Raw genomic sequence first — 24,338 nt, forward strand, 5'->3', positions numbered from 1 at the left:
ATGCAACATACTCAGCTTTTTTAGTATCAGATGGTTTTACAACCCCTGAAAAAGTTCACTAACCACAGCAATGTCATTTTGACAAAACAAATGAATATGTGAATATCCATGTTTTCGTAAATCAACAATTTGCTTAATCGTTAGCGCTAACCCTTCCGATCTAAACGCATTTACATCTGTTTGCGTGAGGAGTCCCTGAACCACTGGACTTGGTGTCACTTGTGTTAACTGAATCATCTTTATGACACGTTCGCGTTGCACGTAAGGCATGATACCAATGATTAAGGGCATCGAAACTTGAGCCGTTCTCAGTGCTTGCTGAAATTGATATAGTCGATGGTTGTCCATTACCACCTGCGTCATTAAGGTCTTGGCCCCCGCCAGGCGTTTTCTTTCCACCGTCTGAATGGTTTGCTGTAAATTATCATCTTCAGGATGTCCTTCCGGATAAGCTGCTCCCAGCACCTCAAATTCCCCCGTCTTTTCGATAAAGCGAATCAAGTCATCCCCATGCCCAAAAGCGTTTGGTTCCCCGTCACCCCGAACTGCAAGGACGGTTTGAATTCCCATACCTGAAAGCTTTCGTAGCAGTTCTTGAACTTGCGCCTGGGTTTGGTGACTTCCTGTAATATGGGGAACAATCGGCACCTTGATGCACTCTAGTAATAACTGAATGAATGACAAAACGGGTGTGGCCAGTTCAATGCTACCACCTGCCCCAAGTGTAATTGCAATAAATTCAATTTCGTCACTTGGTAATGTTTGAAGCTGTCTAATGAGGTCTTCCTGTTCACCAACAGTGGCTGGTGTACTGATTTCAAGGGAATATTTTATCGTTTTTTCCATTATCCTAAATCTCCAATAAAAAAACTATGGATTCATCGAATCCATAGTTACAGAATCTATTTATTTTGGTGTCACAACACCATTCTTGTCAACATGATACTCGTTCAAAACACCATCGCCTTGACCTTGTTCGGCGAGCTTCTTGTCTCGAATCATAACATCGTAACCTGATCCAGATTCTGAAGCAATCGTTCCGACTTGAAGTCCGTTTAAATCAAGTCCATTCTGTTGTGCGTAATCAACAACGGCTTGTGATGCGTTTCCTTGTGCATCCTTTTCAAACGGTACTGCTGGTTGTGGTGTTACCGGAGTAGTTGCCGCAGTACTTACAGATGTTGCTTGTGCTTGGCCTGCAGGTGCCACAGTTTGTGATGTCACTGGCTCGGTTTGATTTTGTTCATTTGTGTTTTGTGTTGTCGCAACCTCAGTTACTTCAGCCGTTTGGGTTTCAGCTGGTGTAACAGCATCCACTGATGTCCTAGTTGCAGTTGTTTTAACAGCAGGCTTTGTGACAACCTTCTTGTGTGTCCGTTGCTTTGCAACTGGACGTGCGGAGCTAGAAGATTGTGCCATTGTTTCTTTATGATTTGAATTTGCGCCGATTACAGCCACACTACCAACAACAACTAGGAATGCCACAGCAAGACTTACGATGACTTTAAACTTCTTTGACTTAACTTCTAACCCCGTTTTCTTTTTTTGTTTAACGCTTATCTATGTGTCAATTATATTACGAGAATGAAACAAAACGCAACAATTATTTTAGAATATGTCACAAATTTAACAATTGTTAACATTTGCGACATATTCTATCAGCATCATAACCAAAATAAAAACGTGTACATCAATCAGGATGTACACGCATCGATTATAGTCGACGTTGACCAGTATATTCAATTGATGGGAATAAATAGATAAAGCGTTGCAATTGCTTTTGAGTCAAGCCCATTTCAATCATTGGAACAAATGTATTCATACTGTTTACCGCTTCATGACTCATTTCTGCAGCACCGACTAACACATGCTCTTGATTGAAAATCAAAGTCAAGTACGCTTCCGTTTCGTTTCCTACTTGGCGGAACCAATCACTTTGGTAGTCAACATTTGTGATTTGATACTTTTCCGGATTAGCTTCGGCTTCTGCCACTGAAACACCCACTTGCGTGATGCGTGGTGAAGTAAAGACTACTGTCGAAATGGCAGGATAATCAATTGGTTCAGTTGATTCACCAGAGAATTGTGATGCGAGATAACGAGAATCGAAAGCAGCAACTGGTGTTGTCTTTGGTAATGCATGATCAACCACATCTCCAGCGGCATAAATATTGGCAACATTTGTTTGTAAATGATCATTAACTGGAATACCACGATCAGTAGACTCCACACCTGCCGCTTCCAAATTCAAATAGTCATGATTAGGTTGGCGTCCTGTTGCATCAATAATGTAATCCGTCTCCAACAACAAATCATTTTGTCCCTTAACTTGGAACCCATCCACCGTTTCTTCAACTGATTCAATGGTTTGATTTGGAATAAAGCGTACACCACGGCGCTTTAAGTCAGCAACAACTCGTGTTACGTATTGTTGTGGAAATGAACGTAGGTATTTATCTGAGTGCGTGATAATATCAACCTTGGCTCCTGCCGCATTGGCAATTGTCGCAAATTCCATTGCAATATATCCACCACCAAAAATCGTCACATGTTCTGGCATATCAGCAATAGATAAGAAATCAGTTGAATCATGTACAAATTCTGAGCCTGGCATATCTAAGCGATGAGGTCGTTGACCAGTTGCAATCACAATTTTGTCAGCAGTCACCATCTTGCCATTAATTGACACAGTATGGGCATCAACAAAGTCAGCATGACCTTTAAATACAGTAATCCCTTCCTTAGTTAAACGTACTTCATTATGATGTGATTGAGGATCAATTAATTCATGTTTGTGGGCCATTAAATCTGACCAATTAATGAAAATTGAACCTTCGACGCCACGATCTTGCATGGCTTCAACTTGACGGGCATTCAACGGGGTGATCTAGCACAATTTTGGCGTTACAGCCATAATTAGAACACACACCTCCAAATAAAGCTTCTTCAGCCACAGCTAATTTTAGCCCTTGTTTGGCCAATGGTACTGCTCCATTCCATGTGGCTTGCCCACTTCCGATATACAAAACATCATAATCAAATGCCATTTAAAGTGTCCTTCTCTTTCTATTCAATGCATTAATTCTACCAAAACTGACTTAAATTAAGTTTAGCATAAAAAAAAGACTGACCGGAGTCAGTCTTTTTTTAACTATTGCACGCGAGGTTCTGCATCCTTTGCATCCTTGGCGTCCTTAGAATCCTTTGACTTATCATCATCAGACTTCTTAGTTGCACTAGTTACCTTATCTTGCAATGATTGGCTGTCAGCTTCGTATTGCGCCTTTGACTTAATATCAATGACTTCAACGTTGAATTCAACCAAATCCAAACCAGTCATTTCCTTCAAGTTCTTGGCAACCAAGTCCTTCATTTCGTTGTAGATACCACGAACATCCTTACCGTATTCAACAACGATTTGCATGTCGGCTGCAACTTGCTTTTCACCAACTTCAGTGTTGATACCAGCTGTTGTCTTATCAGTGTTAACAAGCTTATCTGCGATGTTTGAGAAGAATCCGCCATCAACATTTAGCAAACCATCAACCTTATCCAATGAAATACCAATAATCTTTTGGATAACCTTGTCATCAAAAGTTAACTTTCCTGAAATTTCGTTTGTCTTTGCGGGTGTGTTTGTCTTTGTGTCTGTCATATTTTTATCCTCCAGATAAATCGTGTTTACTTAGTATCTTTGCTAAAGAATCCAGAATCTTGTAGGTATAACCCACCACCGATTCCAACTCCAGTCAAAATAACGACCAATAGGGTCTTCCAGAAACCAAATTCAAGGAAAAGAACTGCTAGAACTAATCCAGCGGCTCCACCAAGAATTGGCCACTTATAAGCTGCCCAAATATCTTTTAATGTATCCATTGTCTGACTCCTCTTATCTTATATTACTCTAGATTTCTTTGATCCATCTACGGCAACATCTGATTTTTTACTCTTCTTACTTGTAGCAAGATTAACACGAACAGTCTTCTTTTGCTTCAAACCAATCAAATTAGTCAAATCCTGTGTTAATTGATCTGCCCACATTTGCTCAATTTCAGCAACGTTTGACGCTGAATTATTTAATTCGCCTCGCACCTGAACCTTAATCTTCTTACGACGAATGTTAATCTTGATCTTTGGATTATTTACAAATGTTTGATCTTCTAAACTAGCCGTGACAAATCCCAAAAGTGCCTTACGACTAATACGTAATTGACTGTTTTTATCTTTAAAAACATACGCATCCACTTGACGTGGGTAGAACAAAACAATAATAAACCCAAGAACTGAGATTACGCCCAAGACAACTGCCGCCCAAAAACTAAAGAGACGCCAATATTCATTGGTCATAATGAAGCGATGAATTTCTTCATACGTCTTGCCAGTAAAATTAAAGTTTGCTGGTGCAACCTTATAGTACGTAAAAATCAATGTTCCAAAGAGCAACATCAAGATTAGGTAAAACAATAAATAGCCTAACTTCTTACTTCTTTTCACAACATCACCTCCTGCCAAACATGATACATGATTTCATAAATCATTTCAATTCTAATTAACGTCTAATGCACATTTATTTTATAAATCCATTTTTCTGTAAGAAATTCTGTGCGACGGTACTTGCTTGCTGATGTTCAATTGCTACTTGATAATTCATTTTAATCATATCTGACTCAGAAATATGCCCTTTTAATTGATTTAAACTTGCTTGAATTTCGGGATAGTCACGTAAAACCGCCGGTCGAACAAGTGGCGCGCCTTGGTATGGTGGAAAAAAATGTCGGTCGTCTTTTAAGACAACTAAGTTTTGCGCTTTTACTTGCGGATCAGTTGTATAGGCATCGACAACTTGCACCTGCTTATTTTTTAAAGCTTCATACCGCAGACTAGGTTGTACACTTTTAACATTTTTAAACTGCAAGTTATACGCCTTCTTAATGCCTGGATAACCATCAGATTGATTATAAAAATCACTTTCAAAAGCTGCCGCAAGCTGGGGACTGACGTGCGCTAAATCCGAAACTGTTTTGAGTTGATATCGCTGGGCCGTCGCTTGATCAACAGCCAAAGCATAGCTATTTTCATAAGCCATAGGTTGTAAATAATCCAATTGATCTTCGTTTTTTAAGACCTTCCGAGCTTGTTGATAGACCTGTTTAGGTTGATGACTGACGAGTTTTTGTGGGTGGATACTTTGCAATACGGTCCCTGTAAATTCAGGATATATATCAATTTGGTCATTTTTAAGTGCTCGATATAAAAATGTTGTATTCCCAAAGTTCGGCTTTAGTTCAACTTCTAATTTCGGATTGTCAGCTTCGATCAGTTCCTTATACATATTCATTAGAATTTCCGGTTCACTACCCAGTTTCCCAGCTATGATAATTTTTTGATGCTGTTGTGTTTGATAATAATGATAACTGCCATACCCTAGACCAGCTATGACAAGGCAACTTGTAAGCATTACGAGATATTTTATTGAAAATCGACTTAAAAATTGTAGGCCGATCGAAAAAACAACGGCCAACACGGCCGATAAACCAGCCCCAATTAATAACTCAGTATTATCATTGTTCTGGATTCCCTGCATAATGAAGGTTCCTAATCCACCACCACCAATTAAAGCTGCCAGTGTTGCCGTTCCAATTACCATCACTGTCGCAATCCGTAATCCTGTAAAAATAAGCGGTAATGCCAATGGTAATCTGATTCGCCATAATTTATACCACCACGATAAACCAAATGCCTCAGCGGCTTCTAATAGTTCTGCGTCCAGATGCGTTAATCCAGCATACGTATTTTGAAAGATCGGCATGAGCGCATACAAGACCAATGCAATTATCGCCGGCACTGTTCCAATTCCGACAATCGGAATTAATAATCCTAAAATTGCCAGGCTCGGAATCGTTTGAACTATCCCTGTAAGCTGTAACATCCCCTCACCTAATTTACGATGATTCATCAGCATAATCGCTAACGGAATGGCCAGACATGCTGCGATTATTACTGAAATGAGAGATATCCAGATATGCGTTCCCAACGCACTCAGAACAGACTGACCATTGGTTTGCATCATTTGTATTATTTTTTGCATAGCCAACCCTTTCTATAATTGCGCCATATATCGTAAATAATCAGTTTGGGAGATGCTAATCTGTTGATTAATTTGCACTATCTGGGTTGGTGCATTTAATAACGCTTTTGCCAATTCTGATAACGCCGCTTCTTCTGATACAAACGGTCCCAATTGTTGCGCGTTAACATGATAAAATCCTAAGGCAACCATATCGGCAACCGTTTTTGTTTGTTGTGTCTTAAACAACTCCGCTACTTGTGCATTTTTTGGGTGTTGCATGATGTTTTTGGGTGAATCAACTTGAAGCAGGCGTCCATCTTGCATCACGCCAATACGAGTTCCCAACCGAATCGCTTCATCCATATCATGAGTTACAAAAACAATCGTTGTCTGCCTATTTTTATGTAAATCCAATACCAATTCTTGTAGTTGCTTGCGTGAAATTGGATCGAGCGCACTAAAGGGTTCATCCATCAAAATAACTTCGGGTTCAGCCGCCAGTGCCCGAACAATACCAACACGTTGTTGCTCCCCACCAGATAACTCATGTGGCATTCGTTTCGCATATTTGTCAGGATTCAGTCCGACTTCGCGCAATAGTTGCTCAATCTTTGGTCGGGCAAGTTTTGTTTTGATTCCCTGAGCATTCATTGTCACCGCTGCATTTTCAAGTACCGTCATATTTGGAAAGAGCGCGCTATTCTGGAGAACGTATCCAATGCGGTGCCGGTACGTATTCAAAGGTAGATTGGCAATATTTTCACCATTAAAAACAAGGCTGCCCGTTGTGGGTAAAATAAGCCGGTTAATCATCTTTAAAGTTGTTGTTTTGCCACTGCCACTTGCCCCAACTAGAACAAAAAAAGCACCTCTTTCAATCGATAAAGTCAATTTTTGAACCGCATTTGTCGAACCAAATTTTTTTGTGATTTGATTAAATTGTATGATTGGCTTTTCTTGCGCAGCTTCATGCTCCATGATGCTCACCTAATTTCTATAAATTATGGCTACATTATAACTTAATTTTACGGGCATGCCAAAATTCAACATTGACACCATGTCAACTATCAGGCAAAATACTGTTAATGACACATCGTCATTACTAACTCGTATATCTGATGTGCATACAACTCACAACTAAACCTTTGTCGTACTAATGGCCGATAAATCGTTTAATATCAAAAAAATCGAGGTATATTTATGTTTTTAGCTTGGCATGAAATGAAATATGAAAAATTACGCTACGGACTCATCATTACCGTCATTGGCTTAATTGCCTTTTTAATTTTTATTATTAGCGCCCTTGCCTTAGGCTTGGCGCACCAAAACACCGCCGCTATTGATAGTTGGCATACCAAAAGCGCCTTAATGAATAAAGATGCTAACGGTAACATGGGTCAGTCTGTGATGACTGAATCCGAATTAGCAGCACAAACACAAAATAAACAGACAGCAATTGTCGGCATTACACCAACAAATATCAGTAAAACCCATAAATCCGATCGCGATGCGGTCCAATTTATCGGTATCAATTCAGATGAATATATTGCTCAAAATCTCAAACTTTCAAAAGGTCATCAACCAAAACATCAAAACGAAGTGATTATTTCTGATAAGCTTTCGCAATACAAAGTGAATGATAAGATTCGAATTGGCCTTGATAACACAGAATATACGGTGAGCGGCGTTACACCGGATGCGCTATATAATATGGCACCCGTTGTCTATGGCAATCTTAAAAACTGGTCACCAATTAAAGGAATCAATCCAACTTTCAAAGCCAGTGGCTTAATTTCAAAATCATCAGCATCGCTTAAGACAAATGATAAACGATTAAAGGTTTATGACCGTCAAAGTTACCTAGACAATCTGCCTGGTTATACCGCACAAAAAATAACCTTTATTTTCATGATTGTCTTTTTGATTTTAATTTCACTCATCGTGGTCACAATTTTCTTGTATATCTTAACGATTCAAAAGTTACCGAACTTAGCCGTCTTACGCGCACAAGGCATTCCAAACCGATATCTCGTTCAAAATACATTTAATGAAACATTATTGATTATGATATTAGCCATTGGCTTTGGTGCTGTGCTAACAGCCGTGTCGGCGTTTTTCATGCCCAACAGTGTCCCAGTATACTTTGACCTTCCGTTAATGCTAGGTGTTGCCGGTGGCATTCTTGGAACTGGTTTATTAGGCTCATTCATTCCGATGTGGGTCATCACAAAAATTGATCCTGTCACAGTAATTGGAGGGTAATCATGACAACATTAGCGCTTAAACACATTAATAAGACCTTTGGCTCTGGACAAAACAAAGTATATGCTTTAAAAGACGTTTCATTTGAGACAGCCCCTGGCGACCTCACTTTAATTTTAGGACCATCCGGTTCTGGAAAAAGTACCCTGCTCACTATTTTAGGTGGGTTACAAACACCCACGACCGGTGACATGGTCGTAAACAATCAGAATATTAAAAACCTCACGCAACACCAGCGCGAAACCTTCCGACTAAATGAAATTGGTTTCGTTTTACAATCATATAATTTAGTTCCCTATTTAACCGTTTCGGATCAATTCACATTGGTAGATCATGTTAAAAAACAAGACAACTTAGATGAGGCGGATTTTGAACAAGTTATCAAACAACTCGGTATTGAAAAATTACTACACCAATATCCGAGCGAATTATCTGGTGGCCAAGCCCAGCGTGTCGCAATTGCTCGCGCACTATACGCCAATCCCAGCATTATTTTAGCTGATGAACCAACTGCAGCATTGGACAGCGAGCGAGTCATTCAAGTTGGTCAACTATTACAGAGTATTGCCCACCAACAAAATAAATCCGTGGTGACAGTTACGCATGATATTCGATTGAAAGAATTTGCTGATCATATTTATGAACTAGTAGATGGTGAATTAACGCAAGTCAAATAAAAAAAGCTGGTTCAGCATTGAACCAGCTTTTTTCATAGCTATCCTTTTAAATTATGAACCCCCCGTTGTTGACACTACGTCACTTTTGGTGCAAACTTAACTTACTGACAGTTTGTCACATCAATTACATAAGGAGTGTGTCTTATGGTATCACCAACATTTGAAAAACTAAAACCAGAAAAGAAGGATCGCTTAAAGCGGGTTCTCATTGAAGAATTTTCAAATTATACCCTCGATCAAGCGCAAGTTGCCCGAATTGTCAAAAAGGCTGGTATTTCGCGTGGATCATTTTATACTTATTTCTCGAATCTTTACGATGCCTACCATTGGACGCTTACTGAGATTCTACAAAATGTACACCACTTCCGCAATGCTGACCCGCTTGCAGGGACCATTGCATTCATCGAAAATTTGCCGCATAACCCCTATTATGATTTTCTAGATAAGTATTTCCAAATTAATGAAACGCTGCTTCGGACACACGCACCAGAACTTTCTCCGCGGCAAGCGATTCCCACTTTAGAACCAACAGCAACCGACCAAACAGTTCGCAATTGGTTAGCGATGATTAGTACGCATTCCTTGATTCAAGAACGTTTCGCCTTTCCCGACCATGCTGATGATATTTTGCAATCATTACGCCAATTAAGTATTTGGATTCATGACCAAGAGTCATAAATCAACTCAGTTACAGGTCATTATCTAAAAAAGAAAAACACCCCCTGTTCCAAACGGAACAGGGGGTGTTTGCGTTTAATTTTAATTTTCTGAATCGTCAGTTACAACTGTGTCGTTTAATGTAACGGCTTCATTGAAGTAACGTCCTTTGAATGACGTGCGAACACCCCAAACATAGAACAACAATGAACCAACAATCACCACAACAAAGTCCCATGGATAATGGAACCAGTTCAACCCGTTAAACTCCTTAGAACCAAGGAATGAAATAACTGAGATAAACACAAGATATACCAACATCCAACGACTACTGCGGAATGCATTCTTAGTATTTGGGAAACCAAGGCGCTTTTCGTAGAAGAAGTAGAATGGCAATCCCAATGCGATCACGACAATAACTTCAAGCGTTGTTGGGAACATTGCCCAGTAAGTCGCTAATGAAGCCAAGACAAAGGCAACTGGTGCCATAAATGGCATTAACTTACCCTTAAATGGACGCTTCAAATCAGGCCCCATTTTACGCAAACTCATAACTGAAACAGGTCCAGTCAAGTAAGCAATCAATGTTGATGTCGAAATCACACTAGCTAGTGCCGTCCATGAAGGGAAAATGACAACCAAGAGCATACTCAAGACCGCATTTACGACCATAGCCATCCGTGGTGTCCCATAGTGGTTATCTAACTTACCTAAGAACTTTGGCATATGGTTATTTGAAACCATTGCAGCCAATGTACGACTTGCTGTCGCTGCGAATGAAACGCCAGTTCCAAATGGTGAAACAAAGGCATCCATATATAGCAAAACTGACAACCAGTACAAACCAAGCATCATCGCTAAATCAGCAAATGGTGATTGGAAGTTAATTCCGTGCCAACCATACTTTGCAATCACAGATGGATCAATTGACGTAATGTACGTGCTTTGCAAAAGCAAGTAAATAACTGTAGCAATTCCCAATGAAATGGCAATCCCTAATCCAATATTACGTTCAGGCTTCTTAATTTCACTTCCCATGTTAATCACCGTTTGAAAGGCATTAAATGAAAAGATAATTCCGGCAACCGTTGTTGCGGCAAAAATTGGCGCAGTTCCATATGGCATGAATTCATGAATTGAATGACCATAATTTCCAGGATGGAAGGCACTCAATGTAAACATCACGATAACCAATGCTGGAATTCCAATCTTGAAGATTGAAATAAAACTAGTGAAACGTGTTAACAAATCAACTGACCAGTAATTCAACAAGGTAAACACAAGAATGAAGAAACCGACAGCAACATATCCAGTTAATGACAACTGACCATTTGAGAAAAAGCTGTGTGTCCAAGTTGCCCAACTCCAAGGCCATGAGCTCATGTATTGAACAGCCGCAATTGATTCAATCGGAATCAAAGCAATTAGTGACACCCAGTTTGCCCAAGCTGCGACGAAACCAAGTAATGATCCATGGGTAATCTGAGCATACTTACTCATCCCCCCAGATTGTGGAAACATTGTTCCCAATTCAACATAATTATAAGCAATAGCACCAATGACAACGGCACCAATCACCCATGAAATGATGGCAGCTGGTCCGGCAACCTTGGTTGCTTCCCAAGAACCGAATAGCCAACCCGATCCGATCAAAGCGCCAAGACTAAGCATGACGATCTGAAAGAGACCCATTTTTTTCTTTTCCATGACGAAATAAAACTCCCTTCGAATTGTATCGAAATGACACGCTTAAAACAGCGTTTAGTGATTTCCTTATCCGTATAGCTATCTATTTTAACAAAAAGAACCAACCAATTCAAATTAAAGCGTCAAAATAAAATATTATTCAAATCCAATTCATTTTCATAAGTATTTATTTTGTATTTCCGAAAAGCTATTTTAACCCCCGTTTAATTTTCGTGAATACCATTTTAAAAAGTTGCATGCGTCCGCATAAGCATACCTTTTAAACGCGTTTTGTACATTGTGATTTAGGGGGCCTTAATCACATTTTTTTGCATTATGTTATCATCTTCCTTTTGTAATAGATTTGCTGACTTTTGGCGGCTAAAAAAATGACACTACATCAATTTTATTACCGACAATGTCTAAGCGCGACAAGCAAAAAAGCAAACCACACCATGTGGTTTGCTTTTAAAAGATACGTTTTATGATAATTCGTCTTCATCATTTTCTTGTAGTACAGCATCACGTACAGTTTCAGGAAGATCATAAAGTCCTAACCGTCCTGGCACTAAATGCTTATAAAAATTTTGACCAGCTAATGTGAAATATGGATATACATAAAATAATGCAATTCCAAAGGTCACAATGACCAAAAGTCCCCACAAAATGAAACTCAAATGCATGATGAATAAGTCCGCTTTGTGTCCATCCATTAATTCTCTGCTTTTTGTAATAGCTTCATTGTAGCCTAATGGCTGACCCGCATCGACAGAATCCTTATAAATATTTAGCGCTTGTGAATATGAATATGACTTCACAATTCCTGGAACAATCAAAAGCAACGTCCACAAGGTCGTATAAATTGACATTAATAGTGAAATGACAATGACACCCCAAACATATTTCGATTTCAAAGACTCTGTTTGTTGCGTGATTGGATTTCCAGTGGGTTCTTCTGCTCGGAGCCCATCTAGTGACACGTAGCTCGTACTAATTGTAACAAAAAAGTTCACAATCGTAATGAGCACCAGGGCAAAAGCCACCCAACCAGATGGTTCATCAGTAGCGACACTTAGTAAGACATACGTCAAAATCGTAATTAGAAATAATTTAAAATTGTAACCATAGTTTTTGTTTAAGTAGTCACGTGCTTCTTGTTTAATCATTACGCGTTCATTTGGCATTGCTTGTTTCCTCCTTTATGTTTACGGTTTGCATGTAACGTACAGTACCTGTTTAACGTAAGTACGGTGCTGTAATGGTATCATTCGACTGCACCATTTGTTCCGGCGTTCCGTCAAACATTAATTGACCACCGTTAATACCACCTTCTGGTCCCATTTCAATCAACCAATCGGCCGCCTTCATGACATCTGGATGATGGTCCATGATGAACAAGGTACTCCCCTCATCAACCATCCGTTTAAAGAGATTGATAATATGGCTAATATCCGCTAAATGTAATCCATCGGTTGGCTCATCCAAAATATAAATGGCTGGGTCTTGGTGCAAATAACGCGCCAATTTCAAACGTTGTAGCTCGCCACCTGATAACGTTGAAAGACTTTGGTTTAAATGCAGATAACCTAACCCAACATCAACTAATGACTTTAGTGCACCAGCAAAAGGTTGATCAGCAAAAAAAGCAGCCCCTTCATCGATGGTCATCGCTAGCACATCAATGATTGATTTCCCATTATATTTATAATTAGCCATCTCTGGCTTATATCGCGTACCATGACAAACATCACATTCCATTGTTACGTCATCCATAAACGCCATCTCTGTTTTGATGACACCCTTACCGTGACATGCCGGACATGCACCATCAGCATTGTAACTGAATTCTGATGCGCTTAGACCTGTTGCATTAGCAAATAATTTTCGTATTTTATCAAAAATATTGAGGTAGGTTAATGGCGTTGAACGTAAGTTAATCCCAATGGTCTTTTGAGAAATACTGATTATTTCTTGTGACTCATCACGCGTTTGAAGTTGCTGGTAAATCGCCTGTGATAACGTACTTTTCCCTGAACCAGCAACACCACAAATGACGGTCATGATGCCCATTGGAACATCTAGACTTAAATCATGCACATTGTTGGAGGTTACGTGTTCAATTGGCACCCATGTCGTGGCAGTTTTAGGAGTCGTATTCAATGGATATTTTTGTTTAATTAAGCGACTTGTTAATGTATCAGCTTGCTTAAAGTCAGCCTGAGTCCCGGCAAACACAAGTTCACCACCAGCAGAACCAGAGCCAGGTCCAATCTCAACCACATAATCAGCAGAATTAATAATAATTGGATTATGTTCAACCACAATGACCGTGTTCCCCTTATCACGAAGACTCAACAAGGCCGCCTTGAAACGGGTCACATCTTTAGGATGTAATCCAGCACTTGGCTCATCTAAGATATACATCATATCGGTCAATTCACTATTCATGTATTTCGAAATTTTAACGCGCTGTGCTTCCCCACCAGATAACGTACCAGTGTTACGGCTTAGCGTTAGATATCCAAGTCCCAAATCAACCAGTGCCTGGACCCGATCTCGAATTGCATGACACATATCATTGGCGACTGGATCATGAATTTGATCTAAGAATGAGTCGATGATTGTATCTACAGGCATGTCCACAACGTCACCAATGTTTAACCCATTGATTTTACATGAAAGCACCCGTTCATTGACACGCGTTCCATGACAGACCGGACATGTTTGAACAGTTACAAAACGGTCGACATCTTTCTGGTGTCGTTTACCCTCATCTTTATGCAAAATGCTTCGTTGCATTCGTGGCACAACCCCTTCATACAAGGCAGTTTTTGGCCATTCTTTAGGTGGGTTATCCAGCTTTGTCTGCGGTTGATAGAGCAACTCATACAACTCTTTTTCTGAATAGTCTTTAATTGGCTTATCTAAATCGAATAAGCCACTGTAAGCGTAGCGCTTCCAGCGCCATCCATGTCGAAAAGTCGGAAAATCAATGGCATCCTCATTCAATGATTTATTGAAATCGATCAATTTATGCACATCAATATCCGTAACCGTCCCTAATCCATCACATTCAGGACATTTACCTTCTGGGTTGTTAAATGAAAACGTATCTGAGTAGCCGACAAACGGCTTCCCGACACGTGAAAACAGCAAACGTAAATACGTATAAATATCCGTATACGTCCCTACCGTGGAACGAGCATTTGAGGACAACTTCTTTTGATCAACGACAATCGCAACTGGTAAGTTTTCGATTTTTTGCACAGCTGGTCGGTCATACTTAGGCAAGTATTGTTGAACAAATGTTGCAAAAGTATCATTTAATTGACGGCGTGAAGCCGCTGCTAAAGTATCAAACACTAGTGATGATTTACCAGACCCAGATAATCCGGTAACCACCACAAATTCATGTTTTGGAATATTAACAGAGATATCTTTCAAATTATTTTGAACGGCATGTTCAATTTTGATCCATTCAGTCATAGGCGCAATTGCTCCTCTATATTTATAGTTACTGTTATTTTATCATGATAACGTTCTTCATACACTTCTGACTATATCATGATGTGTATTGCTGGAAAACCACAGCTACTCATTAAAAAATTATTTATTACGTAATAAGGTGGTCGCTAAAAATTGCGTCATACTTTTTGTTCAATAAGGACAATATTATCGTATTATTAACTGCTTCTTCAACAAATAGCACCAGATCATCACACGATTGTTCATTGCTCGATTAATCTTTATTAAATCATTCCTATATTGAAAGAGACTATATTATCGATTTCATAATTATACTTTTATATAATTGAAGTATTGACCATTTTAGAATTGAATAATATGATAGTAAAAGTGTTTCAAAATGGGATATATTGGGCAATTTGGTTGCCACTAATGGTCCAATGTCCCCCTACCTTAAGCATGATGATATGATTCAAATCAGATTAAAAAATACGTGTAAAACTGAAATACCTGAACCACGTTAAAAGCTGACGGGAGAATCGTGGATGACACGGGAAATAATAGATAAAGATGGAAACGTCTATGTTGTTAAGCAGCCTTGGTATAAAAAAGCTTGGATCTGGGTGCTAATCATCCTACTGAGTATCATTTTCTTTATTTTGGCATCAATTAGTGTTGGTGGGTATTATATATATAAAACAGCTAATACTACTATTTCTTCGGAAGCAACTAATTCAACTTCTGAAACATCAAACACTGAGTCTGCGCTAAGCTCTGAATCAAAATCATCAGAGGGAGCAACATCTAGTGGTGAATTTAATAACCTCATGACTGCATATGATGACTTTAACCAAAGCATTAAAGATACCACTGCAAAAGCACCTTCAATGTCCGACATGGAAAAGCAAAATGCTTCAATTGACTTATTGCAGGAACAAAATGAAGTGATGGCCTTACAAAATGAAATCATGGATGATTTAACGATGACGCAGGCAACTAAGGTATCCAATAAATCAATTGACGTCATGCAAAGTTATGAAAAATTAAATGAGCAATTAAATTAATTTTTTAAGCATTTACCTACGCCGTTTTGGTGCAGACATCATAATACGTGCAATACTGGAATACCTGAATCACGTTAAAAGCTGATGGGAGACATTTTTATGAGTAGGTGGAAGAAGGTATTATTGGGAATCGCAGCACTTATCGCAGTGATTACAGTGGTTGGGAATTTAGGTGGCAGTAAGCATAATTCTTCAAAGGAAAGTTCAAGTGTAAAGACAAAACCAATTCCTGAAGGCTATGTTAAGCTTCCATCAACTGCGTTCAAAACTAAAGAACAAGTTACTGATGAATTCAACCAAGTTGGTTTAACCGCCAAATTTAATGTTGAAGACCTATCAAATCTGGCAGATGCTAACGATCAGATTGTATATAAAGATAACTGTGGTAAAATCAACGATCAAGAAAATGAAAAATACTTTGATTCTGATGAATATGGTGATAACTATGGTCTATATGCCAAGAAAGGGTCTACGCTTTATGTTGGCTATGCTGACCATGATACGTATCCTAAGGGTTCTAAGAATCAAAGCTCTTCTGTTTCGACACCATCATCAAGTAGTGAAGCTACCTCAAATAAAGGGATTTCTAAATCAGAATTTGATTCACTACTCGGTGAATACGATCATCTTGGGGACGAAGTTAAAAAATTAAACGGAAAGATTGACTCAATGTCTGACGTTGAAAAGCAGAACGCTGCCATCGACATCATGCAACTACAAAACACCGTCACCGCTAAACAAGTTGATATGATTGACGATTTGAGTCTCTCACAACAAACACAACTTTCTAATAAGTCGATTGATATTATGCAAGAGTACAATACTTTAACTGCCAAACTTAAGGAGGACAAATAATGAATATTCTTCTTAAATTGGTGCGCATCTTTTCATGGATTGCAATTATTTTGAATACTTTAATGTGGGTGGCATTATTTGGCATGAGTTACCTAGCTTATGGGGATACAGATGGCGTTGTTACCTTTTTCAAACTAGTTTTCAAAACATTTTTTGAAAATCCATTCAACTTTAGTCTTGGAGACAATGCCCTTATCTTTACTTCTATTGCAGTTTACATTATATCAATTATCTTATTAATTACTGTAAGGCCCAAGAAGAATTGATATATAAGCAATTATGTTATCCATGGTATGACTTGCAAATGTTCAACGTTATTTTCTCTCGATGAACACCATTCCATGAGGTAACCTTTATGATATTTAAAAAAGCACTTCCACATTGTGGTAAGTGCTTTTTATTTTTTTAATACTTTCCTTAGGATTTATTCTCTAACAAAAAGTACAGTGTGGTTTAGAAAAACATTCAAGCTCACAAGCCCGAATATTTTTTATTATTTTAATGAGTCTCTTAGACCCTATACCCCAAATTCTGGCACATATTTCAACGTCCCATGCACATCAGTTAGCCCCTCTTCACGCATGGGTTTAATTTGAAAATACTCGTCCGGTACTTCCATAGGCGCTTCAATACCAAATTGGCTAGCTGCCTGATACCCAAATTGACGATAATAGTCGCCACCCAAAATACTAATAAAACTGTAGCCATGTTTTTTCGCTACTGTCTCAATTTCAGACATTAACGCTTTCCCCACGCCGTGCTTTTGTGCAATTGGTGCCACAGCCAAAGGCGCTAAGACTAGCCCTGAGGCTTGCGGTTGCTCATCATCAATAATTAAAGCATCTGAAAGTAGCGCATACCCCACTAACATCCCCGCATCCCAAGCAACAAAATCATAGGTGCTGGTCTTGTTACTTTTTCGGAGCGCTGTGACAAGTTCACTTTCACCTGAGTAACCGTGATCAGTCCCAGTGAAAGCTTCCTGAATCATGTTCGCTAAAGCTGGTACATCATTTTCATCAAGCGATTTTTTAATTTCCATTATGCTGATTCACTAAACTTTCTTGATTAAAGCTGAAACGCCCATGCCACCACCAATACATAGTGCAGCAACACCATAAGCATCATCTGGCAATTCATTAATCAATGTCACCAAGACACGCGCCCCAGACGCACCAACTGGATGTCCAAGAGCAAGGGCACCCCCATTTGGATTTACATGTGCTGGATCCAAATCTAGCAAATCATTGGTTGCCACTGCTTGGGCGGCGAACGCCTCATTCAACTCAAACGTATTGATGTCTGATAACGCGAGTTCCGGATGCCTGCTCATTAAATCTTTAATCGCATAATATGGTCCAATGCCCATCATAGCTGGATCAAGTCCGACTAAACTAGCATCAACCCACTCTGCTAGCGGCTGCAAATCAAATGCCTTAACCGCTGCTTCACTCGCCAAAACGACTGCTGCTGCACCATCGTTAATACCTGAGGCATTTCCGGGTGTAACCATTCCGTCTTCTTCAAATGAAGGCCGTAAACTGTTTAACTTTTCAATTGAGGTATCGGCGCGTGGTCCTTCATCAGTATCAACGATTAATTCAGACTTCTTCATTTTAACTGGCACTTCAACGATTTCATCATCAAATGCGCCCGACGCCATCGCCTGTAATGCACGTTGATGACTTTCGTAAGCAAATTGGTCCATCGCTTCACGGCTCACATGATATTCATCGGCAATATTTTCTGCTGTTATCCCCATGTGATAACCACCTTCAGCATCGGTAAGGGCATCTGATAACAACGTATCCTTTAAAGTACCATCACCCATACGATAACCAAACCGCGCTTTGTCCAAAACATAGGGTGCTTGGGACATATTTTCCATGCCACCGGCTACAATCACTTGTGCTTGACCTGCTTGAATCAATGCCGCCGCAGTATTCACACTTGAAAGTCCTGAACCACAGACATCATTTAACGTGATGGCAGGTGTTTGGTTGCCTAACCCAGCTAACTGACTGGCTTGACGGGCAGGATTCTGTCCTAATCCTGCTTGGAGGACATTTCCCATGATGACTTGATCAACTTTCAGACTTTGTTCACCCTGGGCTTGTTCAACTGCGCCTTTAATTGCGCGAGCACCTAGTTCTGGTGCTGAAACAGTTGCCAGCTTTCCTCCAAATTTACCAACTGCAGTACGCTTCGCACCGACAATATAAACTTTTGACATCAATTCCAGCTCCAATCTTTCGATTTTTTATTTTTATCTTCATTCAACGTAATCATATACAAGTGGTAATTATACCGCGTTAACTTTGATTTAACCATAAAAAAAATCCCAGTCGAGGGACCTGCCAGTTTCTCGACTGAGATATCGTTTCAATATGCTGCTATCTAAAATGAACATCTCTAACATTTTTAATTGTAAACGCTTTCATTATAAAATGCAATAAAAAAGAACGTCATATCAACGGCGTTCTTTTAACGATTTATGCATTTAATTTACCGTCGGCAATGTCAGCCAACATATCACGTGATGGTACAAAGTAAACTTGTCCAGTCAACAACGTTGAGAAGGTCAAGAGGTAGTCGCTTTGGTCAACCATGTTTTCCAACATGTGCTTCGTAACTTCCCAATGACGTGAATAGCCAATGAAGTAAGTTCCGGTCTTATCTTGTGCTGGATCAGAAAATGGCACATTCATCCGCACAATTTTTTGTTCTTCCCCATCTGGTTCGTACTTAGATGCCACATTGTGCGCATTCTTAAATTTATCATCATCTTCAAGTTCAAGGTCGGTAAACTTTTCACGCCCTACAGCTTTTTCTTGCGTTTCAGTCGCCTGGTTATTCCAGAAATCCATATCATGAATCCACTTTTGCGCAAATGCATAAGACCCATTAATAAACTCCGGATCTTCATCCCCAATAATGGCATATTCAGCTGCATCTTGTACTTCAGGTGCTTCTGTTCCATCAATAAAACCGATAATCGCACGACCTTCAAAGTAGCGGAACCCCTTGGTTTCATCTAATACAGTTGTGAAATCCTTCAAAAAGCGACGATATTGTGTCACTACTTCGTAAACAGTTGCTTCAGTCTTAGCACGAACATGTAAGAAAATATCCCCTTTGGTAGCAGGCATACTATACTCTGGTCCACTAACCCCCGTAAATGTTTCCAACTCTTTTGGCTTATCCGCATTTGGGAAAAGGTATTCCCATGCTTCATTACTAAAACCAATTGAAACCTTCAAACTATCTTGTGCTGAACGAATACGCATTGAACGAATAATTGCTTGTGAACGATCCGCAAATTCTTGAATACCAGCCTGTGCAGCTGCTTGGTCCTCGCGTGTCAATTCCAAAACTTCAAAGGACACGTGTTCGCCAATATCCTTCCAAACATCCTGTGCCTTTGCTGGGTTAATTTCAACCATGTTGCGCCTCCTCTTGTGTATATGAGATTACGAATTGATTTTTCGTCTCATCTTTATCTTTCTACAAATTCATTTTATCACAATTTAGAATGAAACTAAATTAAAAAAATAATATAATTGTGTATCTTTTAAAAAAATTTATCCGTCATTTTAATTACACCCAATTCATTATATATACATATCGCAACAATTTATACAAAAAGCGCAGCTCAGAAACGAGACGCGCTTTTATTAGTTATTAATTCCAAGTTTCTCTTGGCAGATTGGGCAGAGCCCTTCAACCGTGACCTCATAGCCTTTAATCAAAAATCCGGTCTCATTGGCTGCAATATTAGGTAACTGACTCAAATCAAAATTCCGACCATCAACGATGCGTCCGCAATTCGTACAAATCGCATGATAGTGTGGATGTCCAAAATAATCATAGTGTCGCTTACCATCCATATCACTATCAATCGCTAAAACTAACTGCGTTTTCAATAACAACTCCAAAGTATTATAAACAGTCGCCAGACTAATTGACTTATCTTGATTTTTCAAATCCTGATAAATCATTTCTGCCGTTGGATGTGTCTCATGAGTCATCAAATACGCTAAAATTTCTTTTCGTTGTGGCGTCAATTTGTAGCCAGCATCACGCATTGCTTGCAAAGCGTTTTCAAATTCTTCAGACAATATGCCTCCCCCTAATCTGTTTTTATTGTTTTGGCTTTGGTAACTGTAACTGCCAATGCGCATTGTAGAACTTACGTGTTGCTAAGTAGCTACCATAAACCGAGGCAATTCCAGTTGCTGAAAGCAACATAAAGACAACGACAATTTGGTACTTAATCGCGTGAATTGGATCAACCCCCGCCATAATCAGCCCGGTCATCATTCCTGGTAATGAAACTAAACCGTAGGTCCGAACTGAATCAATTGTTGGCTGCATTCCTGTTCGAATAGCTTCTTTAGCAATATCTCCAGTCGCCAATTTAGGACTAGCGCCCAGTGCCAGCCGTTCTTGGACGACTTCTTGTTGATCAGTAAACTGTTGGTTGAGATTTCGGAAGACCAAGCCCATTGCTGTCATTGAATTTCCTGCAACCATCCCAGTCACTGGAATCAACTGATAGGGTTCAAATTTAATCACGCGAGTCAGTACCAAGATTCCCACAGTAATTAATGTCGAGATAGTTAAGCCTACCCCAGCAATTTTAAACGCACCCGGAATCCCTTGACTTCGATAGGCCGCATTTCTGGCCGCATTGAAAACAATCAGCACCGCCATCACCAGTGTTAACCAGGTATTATTAACTTGGAAGACAAATTTCAATAAATAACCGACAATGATTAATTGAATAATTGCCCGTGCAACAGAAATGATTGTATCTTTTTCCAAATGTAGCTTTTGTTGATAACTAATAGCCAATGAGATTAACACTAAACTGAATGATAAAATCAAAGACCAATTACTAACATTAATTTGTGCGTTCATTAATCGTCGCCTCCCCATCTTCAAGTGTCATAATTGCGTTTGCGTGTTTAATTTCTTCGCCATCATGCGTTACAGAAAGAATGGCAAAATGATATTTATCTTGCATTTGTTGAATCAAAGCCCAAATTGTTTTTTTCGTTTCGGCATCAAGTCCAGTTGAAATTTCATCAAGTAGCAAAACCTTAGGCGGAAATAGTAGATTTCTAGCAACACCTACTCGTTGACGTTGTCCACCAGATAATTCATGAACATCCTTATCCAAGAAGCTTTCTGGTAAATCCATTGCGCGTAATAGCGTTAACTCGCGATCCACATCAGGTGTTTGATTGCGCACCTGAAATGGTAAATCTAAATTATCCCGAACGGTTTTACCAAAAAGTTGGGCTGATTGCACCGCATAAGAGACATCCTGACGGTAAGTGCTAATATCATAGTCCCACTGATTCTTACTATCCAGCGTAATTGTGCCGCTCGTCGCGTCAACTAATCCGGCAATAATCCTAAGTAGCGTACTTTTCCCACTACCTGATTCGCCCGTTATGGTCAACCAATCATCATTTTGGACGGTGAACGTAACATGGTCAAATATAGTCGTGCCATCAAATTGCATTTTCAAATCTTTTACACTAAGTGTCATCATGGTCCTCCTGCTTTTTTGTAACTCTATTTTAACGCTAAGTTAGAATGATTACAAATTAAAAAGGACATTGCCACGCAATGTCCTCCTTGATTATTGATTAATTTGACAAAATTCAACAATTTCATGATTTGGTCCTTCAACATTGAAGAACTTAATCCCTTTATCCCAGAAAGGACGTTCTTGAATTGAGTCATTCACGACATTCAAAGCGCTCATTTGACACTCAGCAAAAATGTCTTCGATATGTTCAACATTCAATGAAATGTGATTAATCGCACCAACAACTCCGTTGGCTTGTTTAGCACGAGCTTCCCACGTTTCGATAACAAGGCCTTTAAATTCAAGGAATTTTACCTTCGACGTCAAATTCTGAAACTCACCAGTTACTTTAAAACCGAGCAGCTCTCAAAATTTAATCGTTGCATCCATATCACGAGTTGGAATTCCAACGTGTTGTAAACCAGTTGCATTTTCTTCGATAGTCTTAAGCATTGTACGCTCCTTTAATGGGTATTAACGAATGACGTTAAAATAGTATTGAATGTTTCTGAATCTTCCACATGTGGCAGGTGTCCTGTATGAGGCACGATAGCAACTTCGGCTTGATCATCTGTAATATGTTGGCAAGTTACCGCATAATCACTCGACCATAATGGCGATTCCCCACCAGCCACGAAAAGCTGTGGTAAATCACGATACGTTCGAATAACATCACGCCAATCCTGGACTAGATGATTCAAAAGCAATGGTTCATTTTGTTCATAATTGAATGGATGCTCGGCTTGCACCGTACGAATCGCATAATAGACATTATCAGGCAAGTGCTTAACCGTCATTTTAACATGCTCAACATTACGCGCTGTTAAACTCAAATTGTCCCAGCTATCATCCAATAGACCATAAGGCCAGTCATCTGTATTCAAAGCCTTCGGTGACTGGTCAATTGTCACAACTTGTGCAACGCGCGCCTCACCATAAAGTGAAAGATACGCCCAAATAACTGCAGCCCCCATTGAATGTCCCACCAAAATAACGTGATCCAAGTTCAATTCGCGAATGACATCAGCTAAATCCGCACCTAAACGTGAAATTCGTGCCCCTTTACCTGTACGTGCTGAGGCACCATGGTTACGAAGATCCAGTACAATCACTCGAAATCCCAGCGCTTCAAATGCCCTCTGTTGATTTAAAAATTCAGCATGACTGCCGCCATATCCATGAATCAAAATCATCGGTTGACCCTGCTTATTTTGTGAATCTTCATAATATAAGCGCGTATGATCATTTGTATAAAAATATGTCATGCTGCTTGCCTCCATCTTTTTTGCTATGCATCCATTGTACACCAAATGCCGCTTAAACCAGGTATAAAAAAAAACACGGTTTCCCGTGTTTAAATGCTATAAGCGATTGGCGATTGAATACCCCACGGTACCAATAAGAACTAGCCCCATCACACTTGCCGCCAAGACACCAATCGTGTCGATGGCCCATTGAAATGAATGCATCATGGTAAAGCCATAGGCTGGCATCATTTGCATACCAACAAACATAATCCCAAAAAGTAATCCAATCATAAAAATAATTTTAATTTGATCAACATATGAACCACCAGTATCTAACGCATGGGCAAACTGCTTTCGTTGCTTTTCATATGAAGCATTGAACTTTGCGTATGCTTGACTTTGTGCATCACCGTCGTCCATGGCTAAAATGTTAACAGCTTGATCTCGTAAATCACCCAAAATGCCGTTAAATTCATTATCATCAATATCCGCAACCATCTTTTGCATTGTTGCAAGATCCAGTTGCATTGACGCGGGATACTTCGCAAAAAATTGCTTTAATGTCATCCCAACATGCGCAATTTCTATGTTTGATTGACCTTGTTTACGAGAATAGATATTCACCAAAGCCATCCCGATTAATGAAATCGAAACCGTAATGATTCCGAAAATCGTTGTAAAATACATCAAAGGCCCTCCTTTTGTATGTCTTGATTTAAACTACATTGCTTTTATCGCGTTTATTTTTTATTTGTA

The 24,338-nt window shown here is 39.5% G+C and carries 27 protein-coding genes; 6 read left to right on the plus strand and 21 right to left on the minus strand.

Annotated elements, in window-relative coordinates; translation table 11 throughout:
- Positions 1-36 precede the first annotated feature (36 nt).
- The 9 genes from IE337_RS04805 to IE337_RS04840 all read right to left on the minus strand — a co-directional run bounded on the left by IE337_RS04805 (position 37) and on the right by IE337_RS04840 (position 7,048).
- On the minus strand, positions 37-846 hold the full coding sequence (locus tag IE337_RS04805; protein ID WP_191136002.1) for a methylenetetrahydrofolate reductase: 810 nt from the start codon (positions 844-846) through the stop codon (positions 37-39).
- Between the two features lie 60 nt (positions 847-906).
- Positions 907-1,485, minus strand: coding sequence for a RodZ family helix-turn-helix domain-containing protein (locus tag IE337_RS04810; RefSeq protein WP_191136003.1), 579 nt, complete (start codon positions 1,483-1,485; stop codon positions 907-909).
- A gap of 229 nt (positions 1,486-1,714) precedes the next feature.
- Positions 1,715-2,878 carry a dihydrolipoyl dehydrogenase family protein gene (locus IE337_RS04815; RefSeq protein ID WP_341480674.1) on the minus strand — a complete coding sequence of 388 codons (1,164 nt, stop codon included), beginning with the start codon at positions 2,876-2,878 and terminating at the stop codon, positions 1,715-1,717.
- On the minus strand, positions 2,859-3,047 hold the full coding sequence (locus tag IE337_RS07935) for a hypothetical protein (RefSeq protein ID WP_341480675.1): 189 nt from the start codon (positions 3,045-3,047) through the stop codon (positions 2,859-2,861). The genes IE337_RS04815 and IE337_RS07935 overlap by 20 nt, the downstream gene beginning before the upstream one ends.
- 104 nt (positions 3,048-3,151) lie before the next feature.
- Positions 3,152-3,655, minus strand: a complete 504-nt coding sequence (locus IE337_RS04820) for an Asp23/Gls24 family envelope stress response protein (RefSeq protein WP_057743923.1) — start codon at positions 3,653-3,655, stop codon at positions 3,152-3,154.
- 26 nt (positions 3,656-3,681) lie between these two features.
- Positions 3,682-3,876, minus strand: a complete 195-nt coding sequence (locus IE337_RS04825) for a DUF2273 domain-containing protein (protein ID WP_057743926.1) — start codon at positions 3,874-3,876, stop codon at positions 3,682-3,684.
- A gap of 18 nt (positions 3,877-3,894) precedes the next feature.
- On the minus strand, positions 3,895-4,494 hold the full coding sequence (gene amaP / locus IE337_RS04830; RefSeq protein WP_191136004.1) for an alkaline shock response membrane anchor protein AmaP: 600 nt from the start codon (positions 4,492-4,494) through the stop codon (positions 3,895-3,897).
- 73 nt (positions 4,495-4,567) lie between these two features.
- The gene (locus IE337_RS04835; protein ID WP_191136005.1) at positions 4,568-6,088 is read right to left on the minus strand and encodes an ABC transporter permease/substrate-binding protein; all 1,521 of its coding nucleotides are present in this window, start codon (positions 6,086-6,088) and stop codon (positions 4,568-4,570) included.
- Between the two features lie 12 nt (positions 6,089-6,100).
- On the minus strand, positions 6,101-7,048 hold the full coding sequence (locus IE337_RS04840; RefSeq protein WP_191136006.1) for an ATP-binding cassette domain-containing protein: 948 nt from the start codon (positions 7,046-7,048) through the stop codon (positions 6,101-6,103).
- Between the two features lie 222 nt (positions 7,049-7,270).
- Here IE337_RS04840 and IE337_RS04845 point away from each other — a divergent pair, with 222 nt between their 5' ends.
- From IE337_RS04845 to IE337_RS04855, 3 genes are all read left to right on the plus strand, one after another.
- Positions 7,271-8,332, plus strand: a complete 1,062-nt coding sequence (locus IE337_RS04845) for an ABC transporter permease (RefSeq protein ID WP_191136007.1) — start codon at positions 7,271-7,273, stop codon at positions 8,330-8,332.
- A 2-nt stretch (positions 8,333-8,334) separates the two neighbouring features.
- On the plus strand, positions 8,335-9,009 hold the full coding sequence (locus tag IE337_RS04850; RefSeq protein WP_191136008.1) for an ABC transporter ATP-binding protein: 675 nt from the start codon (positions 8,335-8,337) through the stop codon (positions 9,007-9,009).
- Between the two features lie 144 nt (positions 9,010-9,153).
- Entirely contained in the window at positions 9,154-9,687 is a 534-nt protein-coding gene (locus IE337_RS04855; protein ID WP_057743944.1) for a TetR/AcrR family transcriptional regulator, read from the plus strand.
- Positions 9,688-9,768: 81 nt separating this feature from the next.
- Here the strand turns inward: IE337_RS04855 and IE337_RS04860 are convergent, their stop codons facing one another.
- The 3 genes from IE337_RS04860 to IE337_RS04870 all read right to left on the minus strand — a co-directional run bounded on the left by IE337_RS04860 (position 9,769) and on the right by IE337_RS04870 (position 14,838).
- Entirely contained in the window at positions 9,769-11,337 is a 1,569-nt protein-coding gene (locus IE337_RS04860) for an APC family permease (protein WP_243185609.1), read from the minus strand.
- A gap of 497 nt (positions 11,338-11,834) precedes the next feature.
- Positions 11,835-12,536 carry a DUF975 family protein gene (locus IE337_RS04865; RefSeq protein WP_191136010.1) on the minus strand — a complete coding sequence of 234 codons (702 nt, stop codon included), beginning with the start codon at positions 12,534-12,536 and terminating at the stop codon, positions 11,835-11,837.
- A 52-nt stretch (positions 12,537-12,588) separates the two neighbouring features.
- Positions 12,589-14,838, minus strand: a complete 2,250-nt coding sequence (locus IE337_RS04870; RefSeq protein WP_191136011.1) for an ATP-binding cassette domain-containing protein — start codon at positions 14,836-14,838, stop codon at positions 12,589-12,591.
- A 524-nt stretch (positions 14,839-15,362) separates the two neighbouring features.
- On the opposite strand from IE337_RS04870, the gene IE337_RS04875 reads away from it, so the two are divergent.
- The 3 genes from IE337_RS04875 (at position 15,363) to IE337_RS04885 (ending at position 17,002) form a co-directional block, all read left to right on the plus strand.
- Positions 15,363-15,881 (plus strand): hypothetical protein, encoded by a 519-nt coding sequence (locus IE337_RS04875; RefSeq protein ID WP_191136012.1) that lies wholly within the window; start codon positions 15,363-15,365, stop codon positions 15,879-15,881.
- Between the two features lie 99 nt (positions 15,882-15,980).
- Positions 15,981-16,736, plus strand: a complete 756-nt coding sequence (locus IE337_RS04880) for a hypothetical protein (protein ID WP_191136013.1) — start codon at positions 15,981-15,983, stop codon at positions 16,734-16,736.
- Complete coding sequence (locus tag IE337_RS04885) at positions 16,736-17,002, plus strand: spermidine/putrescine ABC transporter permease (RefSeq protein ID WP_191136014.1); 267 nt, start codon at positions 16,736-16,738, stop codon at positions 17,000-17,002. The genes IE337_RS04880 and IE337_RS04885 overlap by 1 nt, the downstream gene beginning before the upstream one ends.
- A gap of 251 nt (positions 17,003-17,253) precedes the next feature.
- Here IE337_RS04885 and IE337_RS04890 read toward each other — a convergent pair whose 3' ends face one another.
- The 9 genes from IE337_RS04890 to IE337_RS04930 form a co-directional block, all read right to left on the minus strand.
- Positions 17,254-17,778, minus strand: a complete 525-nt coding sequence (locus tag IE337_RS04890; protein WP_191136015.1) for a GNAT family N-acetyltransferase — start codon at positions 17,776-17,778, stop codon at positions 17,254-17,256.
- A 12-nt stretch (positions 17,779-17,790) separates the two neighbouring features.
- Positions 17,791-18,969, minus strand: coding sequence for a thiolase family protein (locus IE337_RS04895; RefSeq protein WP_191136016.1), 1,179 nt, complete (start codon positions 18,967-18,969; stop codon positions 17,791-17,793).
- A gap of 259 nt (positions 18,970-19,228) precedes the next feature.
- Positions 19,229-20,179 carry a Dyp-type peroxidase gene (locus IE337_RS04900; RefSeq protein ID WP_072152996.1) on the minus strand — a complete coding sequence of 317 codons (951 nt, stop codon included), beginning with the start codon at positions 20,177-20,179 and terminating at the stop codon, positions 19,229-19,231.
- Between the two features lie 231 nt (positions 20,180-20,410).
- Entirely contained in the window at positions 20,411-20,854 is a 444-nt protein-coding gene (locus IE337_RS04905) for a Fur family transcriptional regulator (protein WP_236697684.1), read from the minus strand.
- 22 nt (positions 20,855-20,876) lie between these two features.
- Positions 20,877-21,656 carry an ABC transporter permease gene (locus IE337_RS04910; RefSeq protein WP_057743964.1) on the minus strand — a complete coding sequence of 260 codons (780 nt, stop codon included), beginning with the start codon at positions 21,654-21,656 and terminating at the stop codon, positions 20,877-20,879.
- Positions 21,640-22,296: an ABC transporter ATP-binding protein gene (locus IE337_RS04915; RefSeq protein ID WP_072153141.1), complete on the minus strand. Its 657-nt coding sequence runs from the start codon at positions 22,294-22,296 to the stop codon at positions 21,640-21,642. The genes IE337_RS04910 and IE337_RS04915 overlap by 17 nt, the downstream gene beginning before the upstream one ends.
- Before the next feature lie 90 nt (positions 22,297-22,386).
- On the minus strand, positions 22,387-22,662 hold the full coding sequence (locus tag IE337_RS04920; RefSeq protein ID WP_341480676.1) for a VOC family protein: 276 nt from the start codon (positions 22,660-22,662) through the stop codon (positions 22,387-22,389).
- 137 nt (positions 22,663-22,799) lie between these two features.
- Entirely contained in the window at positions 22,800-23,600 is an 801-nt protein-coding gene (locus IE337_RS04925; RefSeq protein ID WP_191136017.1) for an alpha/beta fold hydrolase, read from the minus strand.
- Between the two features lie 96 nt (positions 23,601-23,696).
- Positions 23,697-24,269 (minus strand): hypothetical protein, encoded by a 573-nt coding sequence (locus tag IE337_RS04930; RefSeq protein WP_191136018.1) that lies wholly within the window; start codon positions 24,267-24,269, stop codon positions 23,697-23,699.
- Between the last annotated feature and the right edge of the window lie 69 nt (positions 24,270-24,338).

The organism is Weissella viridescens (assembly GCF_014789145.1).
GTDB classification, from domain to species: Bacteria; Bacillota; Bacilli; order Lactobacillales; family Lactobacillaceae; genus Weissella; species Weissella viridescens.

Bases quoted from the DNA above. Each gene is read 5' to 3' on its own strand.
- IE337_RS04805 (WP_191136002.1), bottom strand. From the start codon at position 846: ATGGAAAAAACGATAAAATATTCCCTTGAAATCAGTACACCAGCCACT.
- IE337_RS07935 (WP_341480675.1), bottom strand. From the start codon at position 3,047: ATGGCATTTGATTATGATGTTTTGTATATCGGAAGTGGGCAAGCCACA.
- IE337_RS04820 (WP_057743923.1), bottom strand. From the start codon at position 3,655: ATGACAGACACAAAGACAAACACACCCGCAAAGACAAACGAAATTTCA.
- IE337_RS04825 (WP_057743926.1), bottom strand. From the start codon at position 3,876: ATGGATACATTAAAAGATATTTGGGCAGCTTATAAGTGGCCAATTCTT.
- IE337_RS04835 (WP_191136005.1), bottom strand. From the start codon at position 6,088: ATGCAAAAAATAATACAAATGATGCAAACCAATGGTCAGTCTGTTCTG.
- IE337_RS04840 (WP_191136006.1), bottom strand. From the start codon at position 7,048: ATGGAGCATGAAGCTGCGCAAGAAAAGCCAATCATACAATTTAATCAA.
- IE337_RS04845 (WP_191136007.1), top strand. From the start codon at position 7,271: ATGTTTTTAGCTTGGCATGAAATGAAATATGAAAAATTACGCTACGGA.
- IE337_RS04850 (WP_191136008.1), top strand. From the start codon at position 8,335: ATGACAACATTAGCGCTTAAACACATTAATAAGACCTTTGGCTCTGGA.
- IE337_RS04855 (WP_057743944.1), top strand. From the start codon at position 9,154: ATGGTATCACCAACATTTGAAAAACTAAAACCAGAAAAGAAGGATCGC.
- IE337_RS04860 (WP_243185609.1), bottom strand. From the start codon at position 11,337: ATGCTTAGTCTTGGCGCTTTGATCGGATCGGGTTGGCTATTCGGTTCT.
- IE337_RS04865 (WP_191136010.1), bottom strand. From the start codon at position 12,536: ATGCCAAATGAACGCGTAATGATTAAACAAGAAGCACGTGACTACTTA.
- IE337_RS04870 (WP_191136011.1), bottom strand. From the start codon at position 14,838: ATGACTGAATGGATCAAAATTGAACATGCCGTTCAAAATAATTTGAAA.
- IE337_RS04875 (WP_191136012.1), top strand. From the start codon at position 15,363: ATGACACGGGAAATAATAGATAAAGATGGAAACGTCTATGTTGTTAAG.
- IE337_RS04880 (WP_191136013.1), top strand. From the start codon at position 15,981: ATGAGTAGGTGGAAGAAGGTATTATTGGGAATCGCAGCACTTATCGCA.
- IE337_RS04885 (WP_191136014.1), top strand. From the start codon at position 16,736: ATGAATATTCTTCTTAAATTGGTGCGCATCTTTTCATGGATTGCAATT.
- IE337_RS04890 (WP_191136015.1), bottom strand. From the start codon at position 17,778: ATGGAAATTAAAAAATCGCTTGATGAAAATGATGTACCAGCTTTAGCG.
- IE337_RS04895 (WP_191136016.1), bottom strand. From the start codon at position 18,969: ATGTCAAAAGTTTATATTGTCGGTGCGAAGCGTACTGCAGTTGGTAAA.
- IE337_RS04900 (WP_072152996.1), bottom strand. From the start codon at position 20,179: ATGGTTGAAATTAACCCAGCAAAGGCACAGGATGTTTGGAAGGATATT.
- IE337_RS04910 (WP_057743964.1), bottom strand. From the start codon at position 21,656: ATGAACGCACAAATTAATGTTAGTAATTGGTCTTTGATTTTATCATTC.
- IE337_RS04915 (WP_072153141.1), bottom strand. From the start codon at position 22,296: ATGATGACACTTAGTGTAAAAGATTTGAAAATGCAATTTGATGGCACG.
- IE337_RS04925 (WP_191136017.1), bottom strand. From the start codon at position 23,600: ATGACATATTTTTATACAAATGATCATACGCGCTTATATTATGAAGAT.
- IE337_RS04930 (WP_191136018.1), bottom strand. From the start codon at position 24,269: ATGTATTTTACAACGATTTTCGGAATCATTACGGTTTCGATTTCATTA.